Raw genomic sequence first — 17670 nt, forward strand, 5'->3', positions numbered from 1 at the left:
GTTCGGGATGGTTAAGGCGGCAGCGGAATGCTGGAGGCGCGCCGGTCATTTCCTCGGTCATGCTTAAACAGATGTTAGCAACATACGCAAAAGGCCGAGCATCCGCCCGGCCTTTCGATCAGTTGCCAGCAATGGGCCGCGATTTACTTGATGCGGGCGACCCCGCCCGAAATCTCTACCGTCTCCGCACCGGTCAGCGCTTCGCGGTCGCCATTCGGCATCGTCACGAAGCAGCCATTCGAGCAGAATTCGACCGTCTCGCCGGCGGCAAGAGCGAGTTCGGTCTTGGAACCGCCCTCCGTCACGATCAGCGTACGCGGCTCGGTATCGAGGTTTACCGCGCTCGCGGCATGCGCCGCACCCGACATGGCCAGGAAGAGCGCGCCTGCGGCGACAAGAAACCTTTTCATTCTCATCATCGGTGTTTCCACCGCCTCTGTTCATTTTCGCAAGGCATTCTCGCCGTTTGCAAGAGAGCTTATATGAGTCCGAAGCTGAACGGCAACTGAATGCCTTGTTCATGCCACAATTGGTTGGCGCGACGCCGACGTTTCATTCCGGGTCGGCTTTTTTCCTTCCAGGCTTGCGCCTGGCCGCAGCTTCGGCGGTGCGTTTGTTGCGCGCTTCTTCCACCTCCGCGACCAGCGCTTCGGCCTGCTCGTCATCGGCAGGCCATTTCTCGGCGGGCTTGGGATCGTGTGCGCGCGGTGTCGACGGAATAAAGATATGCTCGCGCTCGAAGGCTTCCAGGATAGCGAAACGGATGTCGTTCTGGACCGAATTGCTGCCCGTCACGTCGCCGAGGAAGAAACGAATCTCGAATTCCAGCGCCGCCGTGCCGAAATTTGCGAACAGCACGAAGGGTTCCGGGTTCCTCAGGATCATCGGATGTGCCCGCACGATGTCGAGCATGACGTCATGGGCGCGCTTAACGTCCGAATCGTAGGCGACGCCAACCTTGATGTCGACGCGGCCGAGCTTGTTGCGATGGGTCCAGTTGCCGACGGCGCTGTTGATCAGGTCAGAATTCGGCAGGATCACCGACTGGCGCTGGAACGTCTCGATCTCGGTGGCGCGCACGCTGATCTTCTTGACCGTGCCCGACACCTGGCCGGCAACGATCCAGTCACCGACCTTGAAGGGCCGCTCGGCAAGCAGGATCAGGCCCGAGACGAAGTTGGAGACCACGTTCTGCAGGCCGAAACCGATGCCGAGGGAAAGCGCACCGGCAACGAGCGCGAGATTGGAAAGGTCGATACCTGCCGCCGACACGGCGATCAGCCCGGCAATCGCCACGCCGGCATAGCCGACGGCCAGCCGGATCGAATTGCGCACGCCGGCATCAACCTTGCCGCGCGCCATGACCGAGCCGTCGAGCCACCCCTGGAACCAGCGCGTCACGAAATAGCCGATGGCAAACACCATGACGCCCGAAAGCAGACCGGCCGGCGAGAAGTTGAAGCTGCCGATCTGGAAGCCCGAGCCGATGCGGTAGAGCCAGGTGATCATGTCGCCGGGCTGGAAACCCCAGGTAAACAGGATCAGCGGCACACCGACGATCAGCACCAGCAGGTTGATGATCATGCTGGTGACGAGGCCAAGCTGGTCGAGCGTTGCATCGTCGAGGGTGAACATCCGCTTGATGCGCCGGCCGACAGTCGTCTTGATGAAGGCGTCTTCCTCGTTGATCGCCTGGGACGACAGGAAGCCGATATACATGGTGGCCAGGATCGTGCCGGTAATGACGATCTGCTGCGACACGAAGCGGGCCAGGCCGATGTACCCCAGCAGGGCCGCGACGATGGTGACCCCGCCCAGCGCAAGCACGATGTAACGGAAAAGCCGCGGCCAGGGCTTCGGACGGCCGTCTTCATCGACGAACGGTCGCACCAGACCGATGAGGATGACCAGCACGCCGATCACGACGGTCGAGGTCAGCGCCTCGCCCACCGTCAATGCCAGCGGCGAACCGAGCACTTGGTAGACCGAACTCAGGAAATAGTCGAGGCCGGTAAAGAAGGCGGTGGCGGTGATGAGCAGCATCAGCCAGCGCGCCGCGCCGCTTTCGACCGGAATCAGCCGCCATTTGGGCAGCCTGGGCGAAAGCACCGCCATACCGAGGCGCGAGACGAAGAACACGATGGCGATGACATAGAACAGCGACCACAGCATCGCGCCAATGTCGCCACGCAGCACCTCGAAATAATCGAACAGGTAGTAGGTGACGCCGAGGAACACGACCAGCGCCGTCGACTGCATGAAGGTCGACCAGAACGCCACCGAAAGCCGGCTGAGATAGGACGGCTCCTCTACCCTGCCGTCGGGCTCGAACATCCGGCCGAACATGCGCCGGCCGCCGAGAATGATGACCGCCGCCGCGCCAAGGGCGAAGAATGTTGCCGCAAGCATCGACTTGAGCTTGAAGCTGACAACGAAACGGACCCAGGACGAGACCGTGCGGTAGAGGTCGCTCATCTCCGTCCTGAAGGCGTCGACCACCTCCGATCCCAAGGCGAAATTGATCTGGTAGCGCTTGGTCAGGAGATTCTGGAACAGGCTGCGGCGTATCTCGGTGATCTGGCTGATCAGCTTGTCGATGCGGATCGAGAGGTTTTCGGCAACGCCGAGCACGGCGTTGATCTCGGTTTTCTCCGCGGCCAGGGCCTCGCGCTCGCTGGTCACCACCGCAGGTTCAGCCGGCTGGCCTTCCGCGGGCGGTTTGCCGAGCTGCTCCAGGCGGGTGTTGATCTCGGTCAGGCGCGGACGGAATGCGACACCGCTTTGCAGCAGGTCGCGCGACAGCTGCTCGAGCTGAAGTCGGATGTCGACAAGCCCGGCATCGTCCTCGGCGCTGGCATCCATCTTCTTCTGCAGCCCGTCGACCTTCGACGACAGGCTGGCGATGACTTCCTGCTGGTCTGCAATGACACCGGCAGGCGCCTTGCCGAGATCCTGCGCGATGGCCTGCGACAGGAGCACCGCCGCGAAAATGAACAGGGTGACGCCGATGCGCCGGACTGCGGAGAAAAGCATGGTTTGTCAGCGACTCACGGTCTGTTTGCCAAGTTCACGGCGCGCCATTGATAAAGACGCCCAACCTGCCGGGCAAGCCGGCCCCGGATGGGCTGGTGGGAAAGTCGGCCTAGCGAAAGGCCATGGCGGAATATTGGCTTTGAATTCCGGAAGCTGCCTGTAGTGTCCGCCCACAGCCCATAGGATGATTTGCAGTATGGCGGAATATTCGGCCTTTTCGCTTCTCAGGAACGCGCTCAGCGGAAACCGCGACTGGAAACCGGCATGGCGCAAGCCAAGTCCCAAGGCATCCTACGACGTGGTGGTCATCGGCGGCGGCGGGCACGGGCTGTCGACTGCGTATTATCTCGCCAAGGAACACGGCATCACCAATGTGGCGGTGCTCGAGAAAGGCTACCTCGGTTCCGGCAATGTCGGCCGCAACACCACCGCCGTCCGCTCGAACTACCTCTTGCCGCAGAACACGCGCTTCTACGAGCACTCGATGAAGATGTGGGAAAACCTTTCCCACGAATTGAACTACAACGTCATGTTCTCGCAGCGCGGCGTGCTCAACCTCGCCCACACCCCGGGACAGCTCGACGACCTGGCGCGCAAGGGCAACGCCATGCGTCATCTCGGCGTCGATGCCGACCTGATGACGCCGGCCCAGATCGGCCGCCGCGTGCCCAGGCTCGACATGTCGCGGTCAGCACGTTTCCCGATCTATGGCGGACTGATCCAGGAGAGCGCGGGCACTGCACGGCACGATGCGGTTGCCTGGGGCTATGCCCGCGGCGCCGACCGCCGCGGCGTCGACATCATCGAGAATTGCGAAGTCACCGGCTTCCTCCGCGACGGTGACCGGGTCACCGGCGTCACCACTAGCCGTGGCGAGATCCGTGCCAAGAAGATTGCGGTCGCGGTCGCCGGCAGCACCGGACGCGTCATGCAGCTTGCCGGCATCGAACGCATGCCGATCGAAAGCCACGTCCTTCAGGCCTTCGTGTCGGAATCGCTCAAGCCGTTCCTCGACACGGTGGTGACTTTCGGCATGGGGCACTTCTATGTCGGCCAGTCCGACAAGGGCGGCCTGATCTATGGCGGCGACCTCGACGGCTACAATTCATATGCCCAGCGCGGCAGCCTGCCCATCGTCGAGGAAGTGATGAGCGAAATGCTGGCGCTGTTCCCGTCGCTCGCGACGGTCCGCGTGCTGCGGTCATGGGGCGGGGTCTGCGACATGTCGATGGACGGTTCGCCGATCATCGCCACGGGGCCCCTGCCCGGCATGTATCTCAATTGCGGCTGGTGTTACGGCGGCTTCAAGGCGACGCCGGCCTCCGGCTTCTGCTTTGCCCACACCATCGCCCGGGACGCGCCACACGAGCTCAACGCGCCCTTCACGCTCGACCGTTTCAGCCGCGGCACCGTCATCGACGACAAGGGCCAGGGTCCGACACCGCGCATGCATTAGGGTTTGAACCATGCTGATCACCTGCCCCTATTGCGGTCCCCGCGACGTTTCCGAATTCGCCTACCAGGGTGACGGCAACCGCAGCCGGCCCGACCCGTCCTCGACCGACCTGGCCGCCTGGAACGCCTATGTCTATGACCGGCTCAACCCGGCCGGCACGCATAACGAGATCTGGCAGCATGCCGGCGGCTGCCGGGCCCATCTTGCAGTGGTGCGCGACACGCTGACCCACGAGATATCAAGCGTGCGCTTTGCCCGCGAAAAGGGCGCGCCTGCCCATGGCCGCCGCAAGTCGGGAGCCAAGGCATGAGCCCGCGCCGCAGGCCCTCGGGTGGCCGGATCGACCGGCTCCGCACCATCCGCTTCACCTTCGACGGCACGGCCTTTACCGGTCACCAGGGCGACACGCTGGCGTCCGCGCTGCTTGCCAACGGCGTTTCGCTGTTCGGCCGTTCGTTCAAGTACCATCGCCCGCGCGGCCTGCTGACCGCAGGCGTCGACGAACCCAACGCGCTGGTGACGGTCTTGCGCGGCGATGTTCGCGAACCCAACATTCCAGCGACAATGGTCGAAATCCACGACGGCCTTGTTGCCGTCAGCCAGAACCGCTTCCCCTCGCTCGCCTACGACGTCAGCGCCGTCAACCAGCTCGGCGGCAAGGTCCTTTCGGCCGGCTTCTACTACAAAACCTTCATGGGACCGGTGGTTGGCCCGCTGAAGGGCACACGCTTCTGGATGCTGTGCGAGAAGATCATCCGCCGCGCCGCCGGCCTCGGTCGCGCCGGCCATGCCCCCGACACTGCCCGCTACGAGCGCATGAACGCCTTCTGCGACGTGCTCATCGTCGGCTCGGGGCCGGCCGGGCTCGCCGCTGCGCGCGAGGCAGCGGCTTCAGGCGCCAACGTCATCCTTGCCGAGCTCGACCCGCAATTCGGTGGCTCGGCCAACTGGTCCGGCGAAACGATCGACGGCGAACCGGCAGCCGCCTGGGCGTCCGACATCGTCGGCGAACTCAGGGACCAGGCCAACGTCCGCCTGCTCAAGCGCACCACCGTCTGGGGCTATTATGACGACAATACGCTTGCCGCCGTCGAGCGCGTCAGCGACCACAAGGCCTCCCCCGCCAAGGGTGCGCCGCGCCACCGCCATTGGACGATCAGGGCCGGCAAGGTGGTGCTCGCCACCGGCGCGTTCGAGCGGCCGCTGGTGTTTCCCGGCAACGACCGCCCGGGAGTGGTTATGGCGAGCGCGGCACAGCGCTATGCCAACGAGTTTGGCGTGCTTCCGGGCGACAAGGTCGCGGTTTTCACCAACAACGACAGCGCCTACCGGTCTGCCGTCGCCCTCAACAACGCCGGCGCAACCGTGGCAGCCATCGTCGACGTGCGCGCCGAAATCTCCGAGGAGTGCCATACGCTTGCCCGCCAATGCGGCGCCGAGCTGATCCTAGGCCATGCCGTAACTGCCACCGAAGGCGGCAGGAAGCTGACCGGCATCAAGCTAGCGCCATTCACCGTGGCAACCGCAGCCCTGCCCTCCGGCGTCCGCAGCATTGAGGCCGATTGCCTGCTGATGTCCGGCGGCTGGTCGCCGACGATCCATCTCGCCAGCCAGGCCGGCGCACGGCCGCTCTGGGATGCCGAGCTCCAGGCATTCCTGCCGCCCGAGACAGGCAAGGGCTGGGTCGGCGCCGGCGCATTCAACGGCACCTTCTCGACCGCGAAAGCCATCGCCGAGGGTTTTGCTGCCGGCCGTGTCGCGGCAAACCTTCCCATGGTGGAGATCGGCGCGCTGCCCGACGTCGAGCCGGCGGCACTCGATCCGCGCCCGGCGCCGGTTTTCGAGATCAGGGCCAAGGGCAAGTCCTTCGTCGACTTCCAGCACGACGTGACGTCCGACGACGTGCGCCTTGCCCATATCGAGGGCTTCGTCTCGGTCGAGCACCTCAAGCGCTACACCACGCTCGGCATGGCGACCGACCAGGGCAAGGGCTCGAACGTTCCAGGCCTTGCCATCATGGCCGAGGCCCTTGGCAAGCCGATCCCCGAGGTCGGCACCACGCGGTTCCGGCCACCCTATGCGCCGGTTTCGGTCGGTGCGCTCGCCGCCGAGCGCTTCGGCGATCTCAAGCCCGAACGGCTGACGCCTATGCACGACTGGCACCTCGACAACGAGGCCACCATGTATTCGGCCGGGCTCTGGTTCCGCCCGATGATCTATGGCGGCCCGGGCGAGACCATCGAGCAGGCCTATGTCAGGGAAGCGCGAGCAACCCGCGAAACCGCCGGCATCGTCGACGTCTCTACACTCGGCAAGATCGCCGTCCAGGGCCCCGACGCAGCCGAATTCCTCGACCGTGTCTATTCCAACCTGTTTTCGACACTCCCGGTCGGCAAGGCGCGTTACGGCCTGATGCTGCGCGAGGACGGCCTTGTCTTCGACGACGGCACCACCTGGCGGCTCGGCGACAACGACTTCCTGATGACCACGACCACGGCCAATGCCGGCAAGGTCATGCAGCATCTCGAATATTTCCTCGATGTCGTCTGGCCGGACCTCAAGGTTCACCTGACCTCCGTCACCGACCAGTGGGCGGGGGCTGCGATCGGCGGGCCCAAGGCCAGGGAAATCCTGGCGTCCTGCGTCACCGGCACCAGGGTCGACAACGAGGCCCTGCCCTTCATGGGCATCGTCCATGGCGAGATCGCGGGCGCGCCTGTCATGATCTGCCGGCTGTCCTTCTCCGGCGAGATGGCCTTCGAGGTCTATTCCGGCGCCGGCCATGGCACGCATGTCTGGGAAGCGCTGACCGAGGCAGGCAAACCATTCGGCATGGTGCCCTATGGTCTCGAAGCCTTGGGCACGATGCGCATCGAAAAAGGCCACGTCACCGGCGCGGAGATCGACGGCCGCACCTCGGCCCGCGACCTGCATCTCGGCTGGATGCTGTCCCGGAAAAAGCCCTTCATCGGTTCGGCCATGATGGATCGCGAAGGCCTGGTTGCCTCGGGCCGGCTCGAACTCGTCGGCCTGGTTTCGCTCGACAACCGCCCGCTCAGCGGCGGCGCGCATATCGTCGAGGAAATCGACACCGCCAATCCGCACGGCTCGCTCGGCCACATCACCGCCGCCTGCTTCTCGCCGGCGCTCGAAAAATACATCGCGTTGGCGCTTGTCGCGGACGGCAAGGCAAGGCACGGCACGCGCGCCCATGTCTCAGATCCCCTGCGCGACCGGTTCGGCCCGGTCGAGATCGTCAGCCACCACTTCTTCGACCCCGAAGGGAAGCGCATGCATGGTTGAGCAGCTTTCACCGCTCGCAGCAGTGTTCCGGCCTGGTTCGCACGGCAACTTCGTCGACGGCGTCGGCGTGACCCTTTCCGAGATGGCTCCTGGTTCCATCGTCCAGCTTGCTGCCTGGCCGGGCGAGGAGAAGAAACTGATCGCGGCCATCACCTCCCTCACCGGGCTCAAGCTTGCCGATGGCGCCGGCGCCGGGGCCGCATCCGAACGCCACACTGTCTTCGGCTTCGCACCGGGCAAGTTCTTGCTCACCGACACGGCGGAAGGGCTTGTATCTGCGGCCGGTGTAGTCACCCCGGCCATGGGCACCATTACCGACCTGTCCCATGGCCGAACCGCCATTCGCATTGCCGGCCCAAGGTCCGAATGGGTGCTGGCAAAGCTGTTCGCCGTCGATTTCTCGCTCGTCGCCTTCCCCCAGGGATCCGGCATCTCGACCGCCCACCACGACATCTTCGCCCAGATCCAGCGAAGCGGTCCCGACCGCTTCGACCTCTACGTCTTCCGTTCCTTCGCCCGATCGCTCTGGAAGATGCTGTGCCATGCCTCCGACGAGGTCGGCTACGAGGTGAGGTAGCGGTGGCCGGCCCCTCTTCGATGGACTAGGATCCCCGTAGCCCGCCATGCCCTGGCGAGGCCGATCTCGGTGTCTGAAGGTGCCGGGCCATGGCGAGCAATTCGTTCCGCTTCGATGAGGTCTGGGAAATTCCCGAGGCTCCGCCGCAAGAGGTGTGGGAGGTGCTGGCCGACCCCGGCCTGCTGCCGCTCTGGTGGGGCGACGCCTACAAGGAGGTCGAGAAACTGACCTCGCATGACCGGCCAACGGTCGGCGCCAGGGCGCGCGCCCGCGCCCGCGGCTTCCTGCCCTACGAACTGAATTTCATTCTCGAAGCGGTCGAACTCGAGCCCGGCAAGGTCGTCGGCGTCAGGACCACGGGCGATTTCGACGGCCATTGGCGTGCCGTGCTGTCGCCGGCCGATGAGGGAACTCACATAGACCTCACCTGGCAGGTGCTGGTCGAACGGCCGATCCTGCGCCTGCTTTCGCCCCTGCTCCGCCCGGCCTTCGCGTGGAACCATCGCTGGACGACGCCGCGCGGCGAAGCAGGCCTGCGCCGCTATCTCGCCGAGCGGCACAAGAAATCAGGCTAGCCGGCCTGCCTTCCAGCCGGCAATATGCGGCCACCGAGGGGAAAAATCATGGAATTCATCAATTCGGCAGAAGCCAAGGCACTCAAGCTGCCGTTCAGCCAGGCCGTCCGCGTCGGCGACGTGCTCTATCTCTCCGGCGCGCTAGGCAACCGCCCCGGCACGCTGGAACTCGTTGCCGGCGGCATGGAAGCCGAAACGCGCCAGACGATGGAGAACATCAAGGCGGTGCTGGAAGAGAACGGCCTCGGCATGGCCGATATCTTCAAATGCACGGCCATGCTGGCCGACATGTCGAGATGGCCCGACTTCAACAAGGTCTATGCCGGTTATTTCGACCCCGACCGACTGCCGGCACGGTCCGCATTCGGCGCCAATGGCCTGGCGCTCGGGGCGCTGGTCGAACTGGAATGCTGCGCCTACATGGGCAACCGGCCCAAGGTCTGACCTATTTCAGGAACTGCACCCATTGGTCCTGCGGGGCGCGCTCCGTGCGGAAGGTGCTTTCCGGCTTGCTGGTGTCCTCGTGGCCAAGCGCCATGCCGCAGACCACCACCTCTTCTTCGGGAATGCCGAGCACCGGCCTGATCTGGCGGTGGTAGGGCGCAAACGCCGCCTGCGGGCAGGTATGCAGTCCCCTCGCCCGTGCCGCAATCATGATGTTCTGCAGGAACATGCCGTAGTCGATCCACGAACCCTGGTTCAGCCGGCGGTCGATGGTGAAGATCATGCCCACGGGCGCGTCGAAGAAAACGAAGTTGCGGTCGTGCTGCGCCCGCATCCTGTCGACATCGCGGCGACCGATGCCGAGCACGCCATAGAGGCCAAAACCGTTAGCGCGGCGGCGGCCAAGATAGGGTTCGAAAAACTGGTCGGGATAATATTTGTACTCGTCCCAGACCGCCTTTTCGGCGCGCACACCCGAGTTGAGGATGGCGTTGCTGATGCCGCGCAGCGTCTCGCCCGAGGTCACGTAGACCTTCCAGGGCTGCATGTTGGTACCCGAAGGCGCACGCGCAGCGACTTCAAGGATGTCGCTGATGACGCTGTCTTCGACAGGAGTCGGCAAAAAAGCGCGCACCGAACGCCGCGAGACGATCGCTTCATCGACGATTTCGGTGTCAGTCAGTTCCAACGGTTTTTGGTCCGGTGCCAGCATCGGCTGTCCCTATGGCATCGATATTGTCGGAACGCCCCTCACCGCCCGTTCGAAATCGAGCCTTTGCACTCTCTCCCGGAGTCTCGCAAGCGAAACTTGCTGGACCATGAAAATGAGCTTGAATTTTTCACGGCGATGACGTTTCATGAAATTCTGCAGTTAATTTTCACGAGGCCGCCTTGAGTCCTACCGCAACAGCCTCCCTTCGCAAGGAAAGCGATGTCGCGGGCGACCTGCTCGCCAACGACCTGCGCGCGCTGCGCAAGTCGCGCGGACTGACGCTGGCCGAAATAGCCCTGAAGCTGGGCCGCTCCGTTGGCTGGGTCAGCCAGGTCGAGCGCGGACTGTCGACGCCGTCGATCGGCGATCTCAGGGAGTTCGCCGCGCTGTTCGGCGTGCCCATCAGCCTGTTCTTCGCCCATGAAGCCCCCGTCGAAGCCGAGCGCGGCGTTGTTGTCCGCTCCGGCCGCCGCCGGACATTGGGCAGCAGCGAATCCGGCCTTGTGGAAGAACTACTGTCGCCCGACCTTGGCGGCAGCTTCGAAATGCTGCGTTCGATCTTCGCCCCGGGCGCCGGCATGGCCAAGCCCGTAACCCGCCCCACCGAGGAGGCCGGCTACGTCGTCTCGGGCGGCTTCGACATCGAGATCGACGGCACCTGGCATAGCCTTGGCGAAGGCGACAGCTTCCGCTTCGACCACAAGCCGTTCCGGTGGAGGAACCCGGGAACGGCACCGGCAGTGGTCATCTGGATCGTATCGCCGCCAGTCTATTGATTGCGTTTCTGGGGAGAAAGTCATGGCTGAGTTGCCGAGCACAGCACGCGTGGTGATCATCGGCGGAGGCGCGGTCGGCGTCTCCTCGCTCTACCACCTCGCCAAGGCGGGCTGGACCGATTGCGTGCTGCTCGAAAAGAACGAGCTGACCTCGGGGTCGACCTGGCATGCGGCCGGCAACGTGCCGACATTCTCGTCGTCCTGGTCGCTCATGAACATGCAGCGCTATTCGACCGAGCTCTATCGCGGACTGGCGGCGGAAGTCGACTATCCGATGAACTACCACGTCACCGGCTCGATCCGGCTCGCCCACTCCAGGGAGCGCATGCAGGAATTCCAGCGCGCCAAGGGCATGGGCCGCTACCAGGGCATGGACATCGACGTCATCGGCCTCGACGAGATCAGGCGCCGCTATCCCTTCATCGAGACGCACGACCTCAAGGGCGCGCTCTATGACCCCAATGACGGCGACATCGATCCCGCGCAGCTGACCCAAGCCCTGGCCAAGGGCGCGCGTGACATGGGGGCGAAGATCGTCCGCTTCTGCCCGGTCATTTCAGTCCGCCGCGACAAGGGCGAATGGGTCGTCGCGACCGAAAAGGGCGAAATCCGCTGCGAGAAGGTGGTCAACGCCGCAGGCTACCGCGCCGCCGAGGTCGGAAAGATGTTCGGCCGCGACGTGCCGATGATGGTCATCAGCCACCAGTACATCCTGTTCGACGAAATCCCCGAGCTCGCCGCATGGTCGCGGGACGCCGGCCACAAGCTGCCGCTGCTGCGCGACGTCGACACCTCCTACTACCTCCGCCAGGAGAAGAACGGCATGAACCTAGGCCCCTATGAGCGCAACTGCCGCGCCCATTGGGCAACGCCCGACGACCGAATGCCTGAGGATTTTTCCTTTCAGCTTTACCCAGACGATCTCGAGCGGCTGGAATGGTATCTCGACGACGCCGTCCGCCGCGTGCCGATCCTCGGCACCGCCGGCCTGTCCAAGATCATCAACGGCCCGATCCCCTACGCTCCCGACGGCAACCCGCTGATCGGCCCGATGCCCGGGGTGCCAAATGCCTTCGAGGCCTGCGTCTTCACCTTCGGCATCGCCCAGGCGGGCGGCGCGGGCAAGGTGCTGGCCGAGTGGGTCACTCAGGGCGAAACGGAGTGGGACATGTGGTCCTGCGACCCGCGCCGCTTCACCTCATTTGCGTCTAACCCCGATTACGCTGTCGCCAAGGGCATGGAGGTCTACGGCCACGAATACGCCATCCACTTTTCCCGGCACGCATGGCCGGCTGCACGGAACCGCAAGCTCTCGCCCATCCACGCCCGCATCGCCGCTCTCGGCGCCCAGTTCAACGCCTACAATGGATGGGAGCGCGCGACCTGGTACGCCCAGCCGGGCGACGATGTTTCGGCTGAGTCGACCCAGACCTTTGCCCGCTCCGGCCCATGGGAGAACAGAATCCGCGAGGAATGCCTGGCCGTGCGCGATGCCGCAGGCATCCTCGACCTGCCCGGCTTCAGCCGCTTCAACCTCGATGGACCCGGTGCCGCGGCATGGCTCGAGACGCAGGTCACCGGCACCGTGCCCAAGGTCGGCCGCATCGGGCTTTGCTATTTCGCCGACGATCACGGCCGCATCGTCACCGAGATGTCGGTTGTCCGCCACGCGGAAGACCTGATGACGCTGATCACGGCCGCCGTGGCGCAGTGGCACGACTTCGAATGGCTGAAGGCGCACATGCCTGCCGATGCAACCTTCGAGCTCATCGACCGCACCGAGGAATATGCGACGCAGATCCTTGCCGGGCCCAATTCGCGGACAATCCTGGTCGAGGTCTGCGAGGCCGACCTTTCCGCGCCGTGGCTGACACACCAGGAGACCACCATCGCCGGGCGCTGGGCCAAGCTGGTGCGCGTCTCCTTCGCAGGCGAACTCGGCTGGGAAATCCACACCAAGCTTGCCGACACCGCTACCGTTTTCGACGCGATCTGGTCGGCGGGCCAGAAGCACGGGCTGAAACCCTTCGGCATGTTTGCGCTCGACTCGCTGCGGCTGGAAAAGGGCTACCGCGCATGGAAGGGCGATCTGTCGACCGACTACACCATCCTGCAGGGCGGACTGGAACGCTTCGTCAGATGGGACAAGCCCGCGTTCCGCGGCAAGGCGGCGCTGCTCAACGAGAAGCAGCAGGGCGTTTCGAAGCGCTTCGTCACCCTCGTCATCGACACTCCAGGCGACTGCGACGCGCCCTACATGTCGACGCTCTGGCACAATGGCGTAGTTGTCGGTGAGACCACGTCAGGAGGTTGGGGCCACAGGGTGGACAAATCGATTGCGCTGGGCATGCTGCGTGCCGATCTGGCCGTGCCGGGCGCAACCATCGAAGTCGAGATTTTCGGCGAGCGCTTCAGCGCCACGGTCCAGCAGGACAAGCCCTTGTGGGATCCCGAAAACGAAAGGCTACGCTCATAATGTCCCTTCCCTTCCCCGATCGTGCTTTCGGCGCCTTCATGTTCGACATGGACGGCACCATCCTGAGCTCGATCGCCGCCACCGAACGCGTCTGGAGCGCCTGGGCGATCAAGCATGGGCTCGACGTGGCAACCTTCCTGCCAACGATTCATGGAGTACGCGCCTACGAGACGATTTCCCGGCTGAACCTTCCGGGCATCGACCTGATGACCGAGATCGAAGAGCTGACCCAGGCCGAATTCGACGACGTCGACGACATTGAATCGATCCATGGGGCTGCGAATTTCCTCAACGCCCTGCCGGCCGAACGCTGGGCAATCGTGACGTCGGCGCCGCGCCGGCTGGCACTGCGCAGGCTCGAGGCCGCCGGCCTGCCTGTCCCGCGGACGATGGTCACCGGCGAAGACGTCGCCAATGGCAAGCCTGCCCCCGACTGCTTCCTGCTCGGTGCTGAGCGGCTTGGCCACAAGGCAGAGGATTGCCTGGTGTTCGAGGACGCGCCGGCCGGCATTCGCGCGGCGGAAGCCGCAGGCGCGCAGGTGCTAGTCATCACCGCTACGCACAATCATGCCGGCGGCACGCCGCATCCGTCGATATCTGGCTATGGCGCGCTGACGCCCCGGCTCGACAGTGCGAGCCGGCTGACGCTCGCCACCCTGCTGGCTGCGGGAGCCTGACATGCCGAAGCCCTCTTCCCGCATCTCCGGCATCGTCCCGTCTGGCAAGGACGGCTGGGAAGTGCATTTTGACGCCATGACACGCAAGCAGGCCGGCGACGACATCATCATGCTGTCGGTCGGCGACCACGACTTCGATACGCCGTCGGAGACGGTCGAAGCCTGCGTCGACGCAGTCCGCGCCGGCTACCACCACTACACGCAACTTCCCGGCCTGCCGCGCCTGCGCGCCGCCATGGCCAAGATCTCGACCCGCTGCACCGGCATCGACACCGCGCTCTCGGAGATTATCGCCACGCCCGGCGGCCAGGCCGCACTTTACGCCGCGGTCCAGGCAACGCATGATCCGGGCGATCACGCCGTGGTCGTGGCGCCCTATTATGCCACCTACCCCGGCACCTTCCGCGCCGCCGGTGCCAGCTACACCGTGGTCGAGGCGCACGCCGCCGACGGCTTCCAGCCGCGCGCTGACGAGATCGAAAAGGCGCTGAAGCCCAACACGCGCTCGATCCTCATCAACACGCCGAACAACCCGACCGGCGCCGTCTATAGCAGGAAATGCCTGGAGGAGATCGCCGAGCGCTGCGTCCGCCGCGACCTCTGGCTTTTGTCGGACGAGGTCTACTGGACGCTCGGTGGTGGCGAGCATGTCTCGCCGAGGGCCCTGCCCGGCATGGCCGAGCGCACGTTGGTCATCAATTCGATGTCCAAGAGCCACGGCATGACCGGCTGGCGCATCGGCTGGCTCACTGCCCCTGCCGATCTCATATCGCTGGTGATCAACCTCAACCTCGTCACCACTTATGGCCTGACCGACTTCGTCAGCCGTGCGGCGATCGAGGCGCTGGAAAACCATTTCGGCGTCGAGCAGATCGCGGCCACCTATGCCGGCCGCCGCACGCTGTTCATCGACCAGATGCGCGGCCTGAACAACGTCACCGTGCGCGGTTCGGAAGGCGGCATGTATGTCATGCTCGACGTCAGCGCTATCGAGCCTGACTGCGAGAAGTTCGCCTGGGACTTGCTCCAAAGGGAAAAGGTCGCCGTCATGCCGGGCAAGAGCTTCGGCGACGCCGCCTCGGGTCACATCCGCATCAGCCTGTGCCAACCCGACGACGTACTGATGGAGGCCGCCGGTCGCCTGAGGCGCTTTGCCAACAGCTACGAGAGAACGGCCGCATGACCGAAATCCCCGCCCGCGCCCGCGCCGTCATCATCGGCGGCGGCGTGTCCGGCTGCTCCGTCGCCTATCATCTGGCGAAGCTCGGCTGGACCGACATCGTGCTTCTGGAGCGCAAGCAGCTCACATCAGGCACGACATGGCACGCGGCGGGGTTGATCGGACAGCTCAGGGCGTCGCAGAACATGACGCGGCTGGCGAAATATTCGGCCGACCTCTACGTCAAGCTGGAGGAAGAGACCGGGGTCGCCACCGGCATGCGTCAGGTCGGCTCCATTACGGTCGCGCTGACCGAGGAGCGAAAGCACGAGATCTACCGCCAGGCGTCGCTTGCGCGCGCGTTCAATGTCGACGTGCGCGAGATTTCACCTAGCGAAGTCAAGCAGATGTACCCGCATCTCAACGTCGCCGACGTGGTCGGCGCGGTGCATCTGCCGCTCGACGGCCAGTGCGATCCGGCCAACATCGCCATGGCCTTGGCCAAGGGCGCACGCCAGCGCGGCGCCAGGATCGTCGAGAACGTCAAGGTGTCAAAGGTTCATACCAAAGATGGCCGCGTCTCTGGCGTGTCCTGGGCGCAAGGATCCGAGCAGGGAACCATCGACACCGATATCGTCGTCAACTGCGCGGGCATGTGGGCGCGCGAACTCGGCGCGCAGAACGGCGTTACCATCCCACTGCATGCCTGCGAGCATTTCTACCTCGTCACCGAGGCCATCCCCGGCCTTGGCCGACTGCCGGTGCTGCGGGTGCCCGACGAGTGCGCCTACTACAAGGAAGACGCCGGCAAGATGATGCTTGGCGCCTTCGAGCCGGTGGCCAAGCCCTGGGGCATGGACGGCATCCGCGAGGACTTCTGCTTCGACCAACTGCCCGAGGACATGGACCATTTCGCCCCAATCCTCGAAATGGGCGTCAACCGCATGCCGATGCTGGAAACCGCCGGCATCCACACCTTCTTCAACGGTCCCGAGAGCTTCACCCCCGACGACCGCTATTATCTCGGCGAAGCGCCGGAACTCGGCGGCTACTGGGTCGCCGCCGGCTACAACTCCATCGGCATCGTCTCCTCGGGCGGTGCCGGCATGGCGCTGGCGCAGTGGATCCACGATGGCGAGGCGCCCTTCGACCTGTGGGAGGTCGACATCCGCCGCGCCCAGCCGTTCCAGAAAAACCGCAGCTACCTCAGGGAGCGCGTGTCGGAGACACTCGGCCTGCTCTACGCCGACCATTTCCCCTACCGCCAGATGGCGACGTCGCGAAACATCCGCCGCTCGCCGTTGCACGAGCATCTGAAGGCGCGCGGCGCCGTTTTCGGCGAAGTCGCCGGCTGGGAGCGCGCCAACTGGTTTGCCCGCGAGGGCCAGGAGCGCGAGTATCGCTATTCCTGGAAGCGGCAGAACTGGTTCGACAACCAGCGCGACGAACATCTCGCCGTCCGCAACGGCGTCGGCCTGTTCGACATGACCTCCTTCGGCAAGATCAGGATCGAGGGCCGCGACGCGCTGGCCTATCTCCAGCGCCTCTGCGCCAACGACATGGACGTCGAGCCTGGAAAAATCGTCTACACTCAGATGCTCAACCAGCGCGGCGGCATCGAGAGCGACCTGACGGTCACCCGCCTTTCGCCAACTGCCTTCCTGGCCGTTGTCCCTGGCGCGACCTTGCAGCGCGACCTCGCCTGGTTCCGGAAACATCTGGGCGACGCGTTCGTCGTCATCACCGATGTGACGGCCTCCGAGAGCGTGCTCTGCCTGATGGGGCCGAACTCGCGGGAACTGCTCGAGAAGGTCAGCCCCAACGATTTTTCCAATGACAAGAATCCGTTCTGCACCTGGCAGGAGATCGAGATCGGCATGGGCCTCGCCCGCGCCCATCGCGTCACCTATGTCGGCGAGCTCGGCTGGGAGCTTTACGTCTCGACCGACCAGGCGGCGCACGTGTTCGAGGCGATCGAGGACGCCGGAGCCGATCTCGGCCTGAAGCTCTGCGGTCTGCACACGCTCGATTCCTGCCGCATCGAAAAGGCGTTCCGCCATTTCGGTCACGACATCACCGACGAGGACCATGTCCTGGAAGCCGGACTCGGCTTTGCGGTGAAATCAGGCAAGGGCGAATTCATCGGCCGCGATGCGGTATTGCGCAAGCGCGACGCCGGCCTTACCCGCCGACTGGTCCAGTTCCGCCTGGCGGACCCCGAACCACTGCTCTTTCACAACGAAGCCATCGTCCGCGATGGCAGGATCGTTGGCACGATCACGTCGGGAAACTACGGCCACCATCTCGGCGGCGCCATAGGCCTCGGCTACGTGCCCTGCGCCAACGAAACGGAAGCCGATGTGCTCGGCTCCAGCTACGAGATCGAGATCGCCGGCGAGCGTTTCGCCGCCGAGGCCTCGCTCAAGCCGATGTATGACCCGAAGGCCGAGCGCGTCCGAATGTAACCGCCTCTTACAAAATC

14 protein-coding genes are annotated in these 17670 nt (G+C 64.5%); 11 read left to right on the forward strand and 3 right to left on the reverse strand.

Annotated features, from left to right (window positions below; all coding sequences use genetic code 11):
• Positions 1–143: 143 nt before the first annotated feature.
• Both ASC75_RS00725 and ASC75_RS00730 read right to left on the reverse strand, forming a co-directional pair.
• A complete protein-coding gene (locus ASC75_RS00725; RefSeq protein WP_055969246.1) occupies positions 144–410 on the reverse strand; it encodes a hypothetical protein in 267 nt (88 codons plus the stop codon).
• Between the two features lie 142 nt (positions 411–552).
• Positions 553–3033, reverse strand: coding sequence for a mechanosensitive ion channel family protein (locus ASC75_RS00730; protein WP_055969249.1), 2481 nt, complete (start codon positions 3031–3033; stop codon positions 553–555).
• A 196-nt stretch (positions 3034–3229) separates the two neighbouring features.
• On the opposite strand from ASC75_RS00730, the gene ASC75_RS00735 reads away from it, so the two are divergent.
• From ASC75_RS00735 to ASC75_RS00760, 6 genes are all read left to right on the forward strand, one after another.
• Positions 3230–4489: a sarcosine oxidase subunit beta family protein gene (locus tag ASC75_RS00735; RefSeq protein ID WP_055969253.1), complete on the forward strand. Its 1260-nt coding sequence runs from the start codon at positions 3230–3232 to the stop codon at positions 4487–4489.
• A gap of 10 nt (positions 4490–4499) precedes the next feature.
• Positions 4500–4799: a sarcosine oxidase subunit delta gene (locus tag ASC75_RS00740; RefSeq protein WP_055969256.1), complete on the forward strand. Its 300-nt coding sequence runs from the start codon at positions 4500–4502 to the stop codon at positions 4797–4799.
• Positions 4796–7792, forward strand: a complete 2997-nt coding sequence (locus ASC75_RS00745) for a sarcosine oxidase subunit alpha family protein (protein ID WP_055969259.1) — start codon at positions 4796–4798, stop codon at positions 7790–7792. Before ASC75_RS00740 ends, ASC75_RS00745 begins: the two co-directional genes overlap by 4 nt.
• Positions 7785–8369, forward strand: coding sequence for a sarcosine oxidase subunit gamma family protein (gene soxG, locus ASC75_RS00750; RefSeq protein WP_055969262.1), 585 nt, complete (start codon positions 7785–7787; stop codon positions 8367–8369). Before ASC75_RS00745 ends, soxG begins: the two co-directional genes overlap by 8 nt.
• Before the next feature lie 89 nt (positions 8370–8458).
• Positions 8459–8944: an SRPBCC family protein gene (locus ASC75_RS00755; RefSeq protein ID WP_055969264.1), complete on the forward strand. Its 486-nt coding sequence runs from the start codon at positions 8459–8461 to the stop codon at positions 8942–8944.
• Between the two features lie 48 nt (positions 8945–8992).
• Complete coding sequence (locus tag ASC75_RS00760) at positions 8993–9388, forward strand: RidA family protein (protein WP_055969267.1); 396 nt, start codon at positions 8993–8995, stop codon at positions 9386–9388.
• A gap of 1 nt (position 9389) precedes the next feature.
• Here ASC75_RS00760 and ASC75_RS00765 read toward each other — a convergent pair whose 3' ends face one another.
• A complete protein-coding gene (locus ASC75_RS00765) occupies positions 9390–10100 on the reverse strand; it encodes a nitroreductase (protein ID WP_055969271.1) in 711 nt (236 codons plus the stop codon).
• Positions 10101–10279: 179 nt separating this feature from the next.
• Between ASC75_RS00765 and ASC75_RS00770 the strand changes: the two genes are divergently transcribed.
• The 5 genes from ASC75_RS00770 to ASC75_RS00790 are packed head-to-tail and all read left to right on the forward strand — an operon-like array spanning position 10280 to position 17653.
• The gene (locus ASC75_RS00770) at positions 10280–10876 is read left to right on the forward strand and encodes an XRE family transcriptional regulator (protein ID WP_244487724.1); all 597 of its coding nucleotides are present in this window, start codon (positions 10280–10282) and stop codon (positions 10874–10876) included.
• Positions 10877–10898: 22 nt separating this feature from the next.
• A complete protein-coding gene (locus tag ASC75_RS00775; protein ID WP_055969274.1) occupies positions 10899–13352 on the forward strand; it encodes an FAD-dependent oxidoreductase in 2454 nt (817 codons plus the stop codon).
• Positions 13352–14029 carry an HAD-IA family hydrolase gene (locus tag ASC75_RS00780; protein WP_055969277.1) on the forward strand — a complete coding sequence of 226 codons (678 nt, stop codon included), beginning with the start codon at positions 13352–13354 and terminating at the stop codon, positions 14027–14029. Before ASC75_RS00775 ends, ASC75_RS00780 begins: the two co-directional genes overlap by 1 nt.
• Before the next feature lies 1 nt (position 14030).
• On the forward strand, positions 14031–15212 hold the full coding sequence (locus tag ASC75_RS00785; protein ID WP_055969279.1) for a pyridoxal phosphate-dependent aminotransferase: 1182 nt from the start codon (positions 14031–14033) through the stop codon (positions 15210–15212).
• A complete protein-coding gene (locus ASC75_RS00790) occupies positions 15209–17653 on the forward strand; it encodes an FAD-dependent oxidoreductase (protein ID WP_055969283.1) in 2445 nt (814 codons plus the stop codon). The genes ASC75_RS00785 and ASC75_RS00790 overlap by 4 nt, the downstream gene beginning before the upstream one ends.
• The last annotated feature ends 17 nt before the right edge of the window (positions 17654–17670 follow it).

This window comes from Aminobacter sp. DSM 101952, from assembly GCF_001424795.1.
Lineage (GTDB): Bacteria > Pseudomonadota > Alphaproteobacteria > Rhizobiales > Rhizobiaceae > Aminobacter > Aminobacter aganoensis.

What these genes read in the sequence shown, in the direction of transcription:
- ASC75_RS00735 (WP_055969253.1), top strand. Translation starts at nt 3,230, where the DNA reads ATGGCGGAATATTCGGCCTTTTCGCTTCTCAGGAACGCGCTCAGCGGA.
- ASC75_RS00780 (WP_055969277.1), top strand. Translation starts at nt 13,352, where the DNA reads ATGTCCCTTCCCTTCCCCGATCGTGCTTTCGGCGCCTTCATGTTCGAC.
- ASC75_RS00730 (WP_055969249.1), bottom strand. Translation starts at nt 3,033, where the DNA reads ATGCTTTTCTCCGCAGTCCGGCGCATCGGCGTCACCCTGTTCATTTTC.
- ASC75_RS00790 (WP_055969283.1), top strand. Translation starts at nt 15,209, where the DNA reads ATGACCGAAATCCCCGCCCGCGCCCGCGCCGTCATCATCGGCGGCGGC.
- ASC75_RS00760 (WP_055969267.1), top strand. Translation starts at nt 8,993, where the DNA reads ATGGAATTCATCAATTCGGCAGAAGCCAAGGCACTCAAGCTGCCGTTC.
- ASC75_RS00765 (WP_055969271.1), bottom strand. Translation starts at nt 10,100, where the DNA reads ATGCTGGCACCGGACCAAAAACCGTTGGAACTGACTGACACCGAAATC.
- ASC75_RS00745 (WP_055969259.1), top strand. Translation starts at nt 4,796, where the DNA reads ATGAGCCCGCGCCGCAGGCCCTCGGGTGGCCGGATCGACCGGCTCCGC.
- ASC75_RS00755 (WP_055969264.1), top strand. Translation starts at nt 8,459, where the DNA reads ATGGCGAGCAATTCGTTCCGCTTCGATGAGGTCTGGGAAATTCCCGAG.
- ASC75_RS00785 (WP_055969279.1), top strand. Translation starts at nt 14,031, where the DNA reads ATGCCGAAGCCCTCTTCCCGCATCTCCGGCATCGTCCCGTCTGGCAAG.
- ASC75_RS00725 (WP_055969246.1), bottom strand. Translation starts at nt 410, where the DNA reads ATGAAAAGGTTTCTTGTCGCCGCAGGCGCGCTCTTCCTGGCCATGTCG.
- soxG (WP_055969262.1), top strand. Translation starts at nt 7,785, where the DNA reads ATGGTTGAGCAGCTTTCACCGCTCGCAGCAGTGTTCCGGCCTGGTTCG.
- ASC75_RS00740 (WP_055969256.1), top strand. Translation starts at nt 4,500, where the DNA reads ATGCTGATCACCTGCCCCTATTGCGGTCCCCGCGACGTTTCCGAATTC.
- ASC75_RS00775 (WP_055969274.1), top strand. Translation starts at nt 10,899, where the DNA reads ATGGCTGAGTTGCCGAGCACAGCACGCGTGGTGATCATCGGCGGAGGC.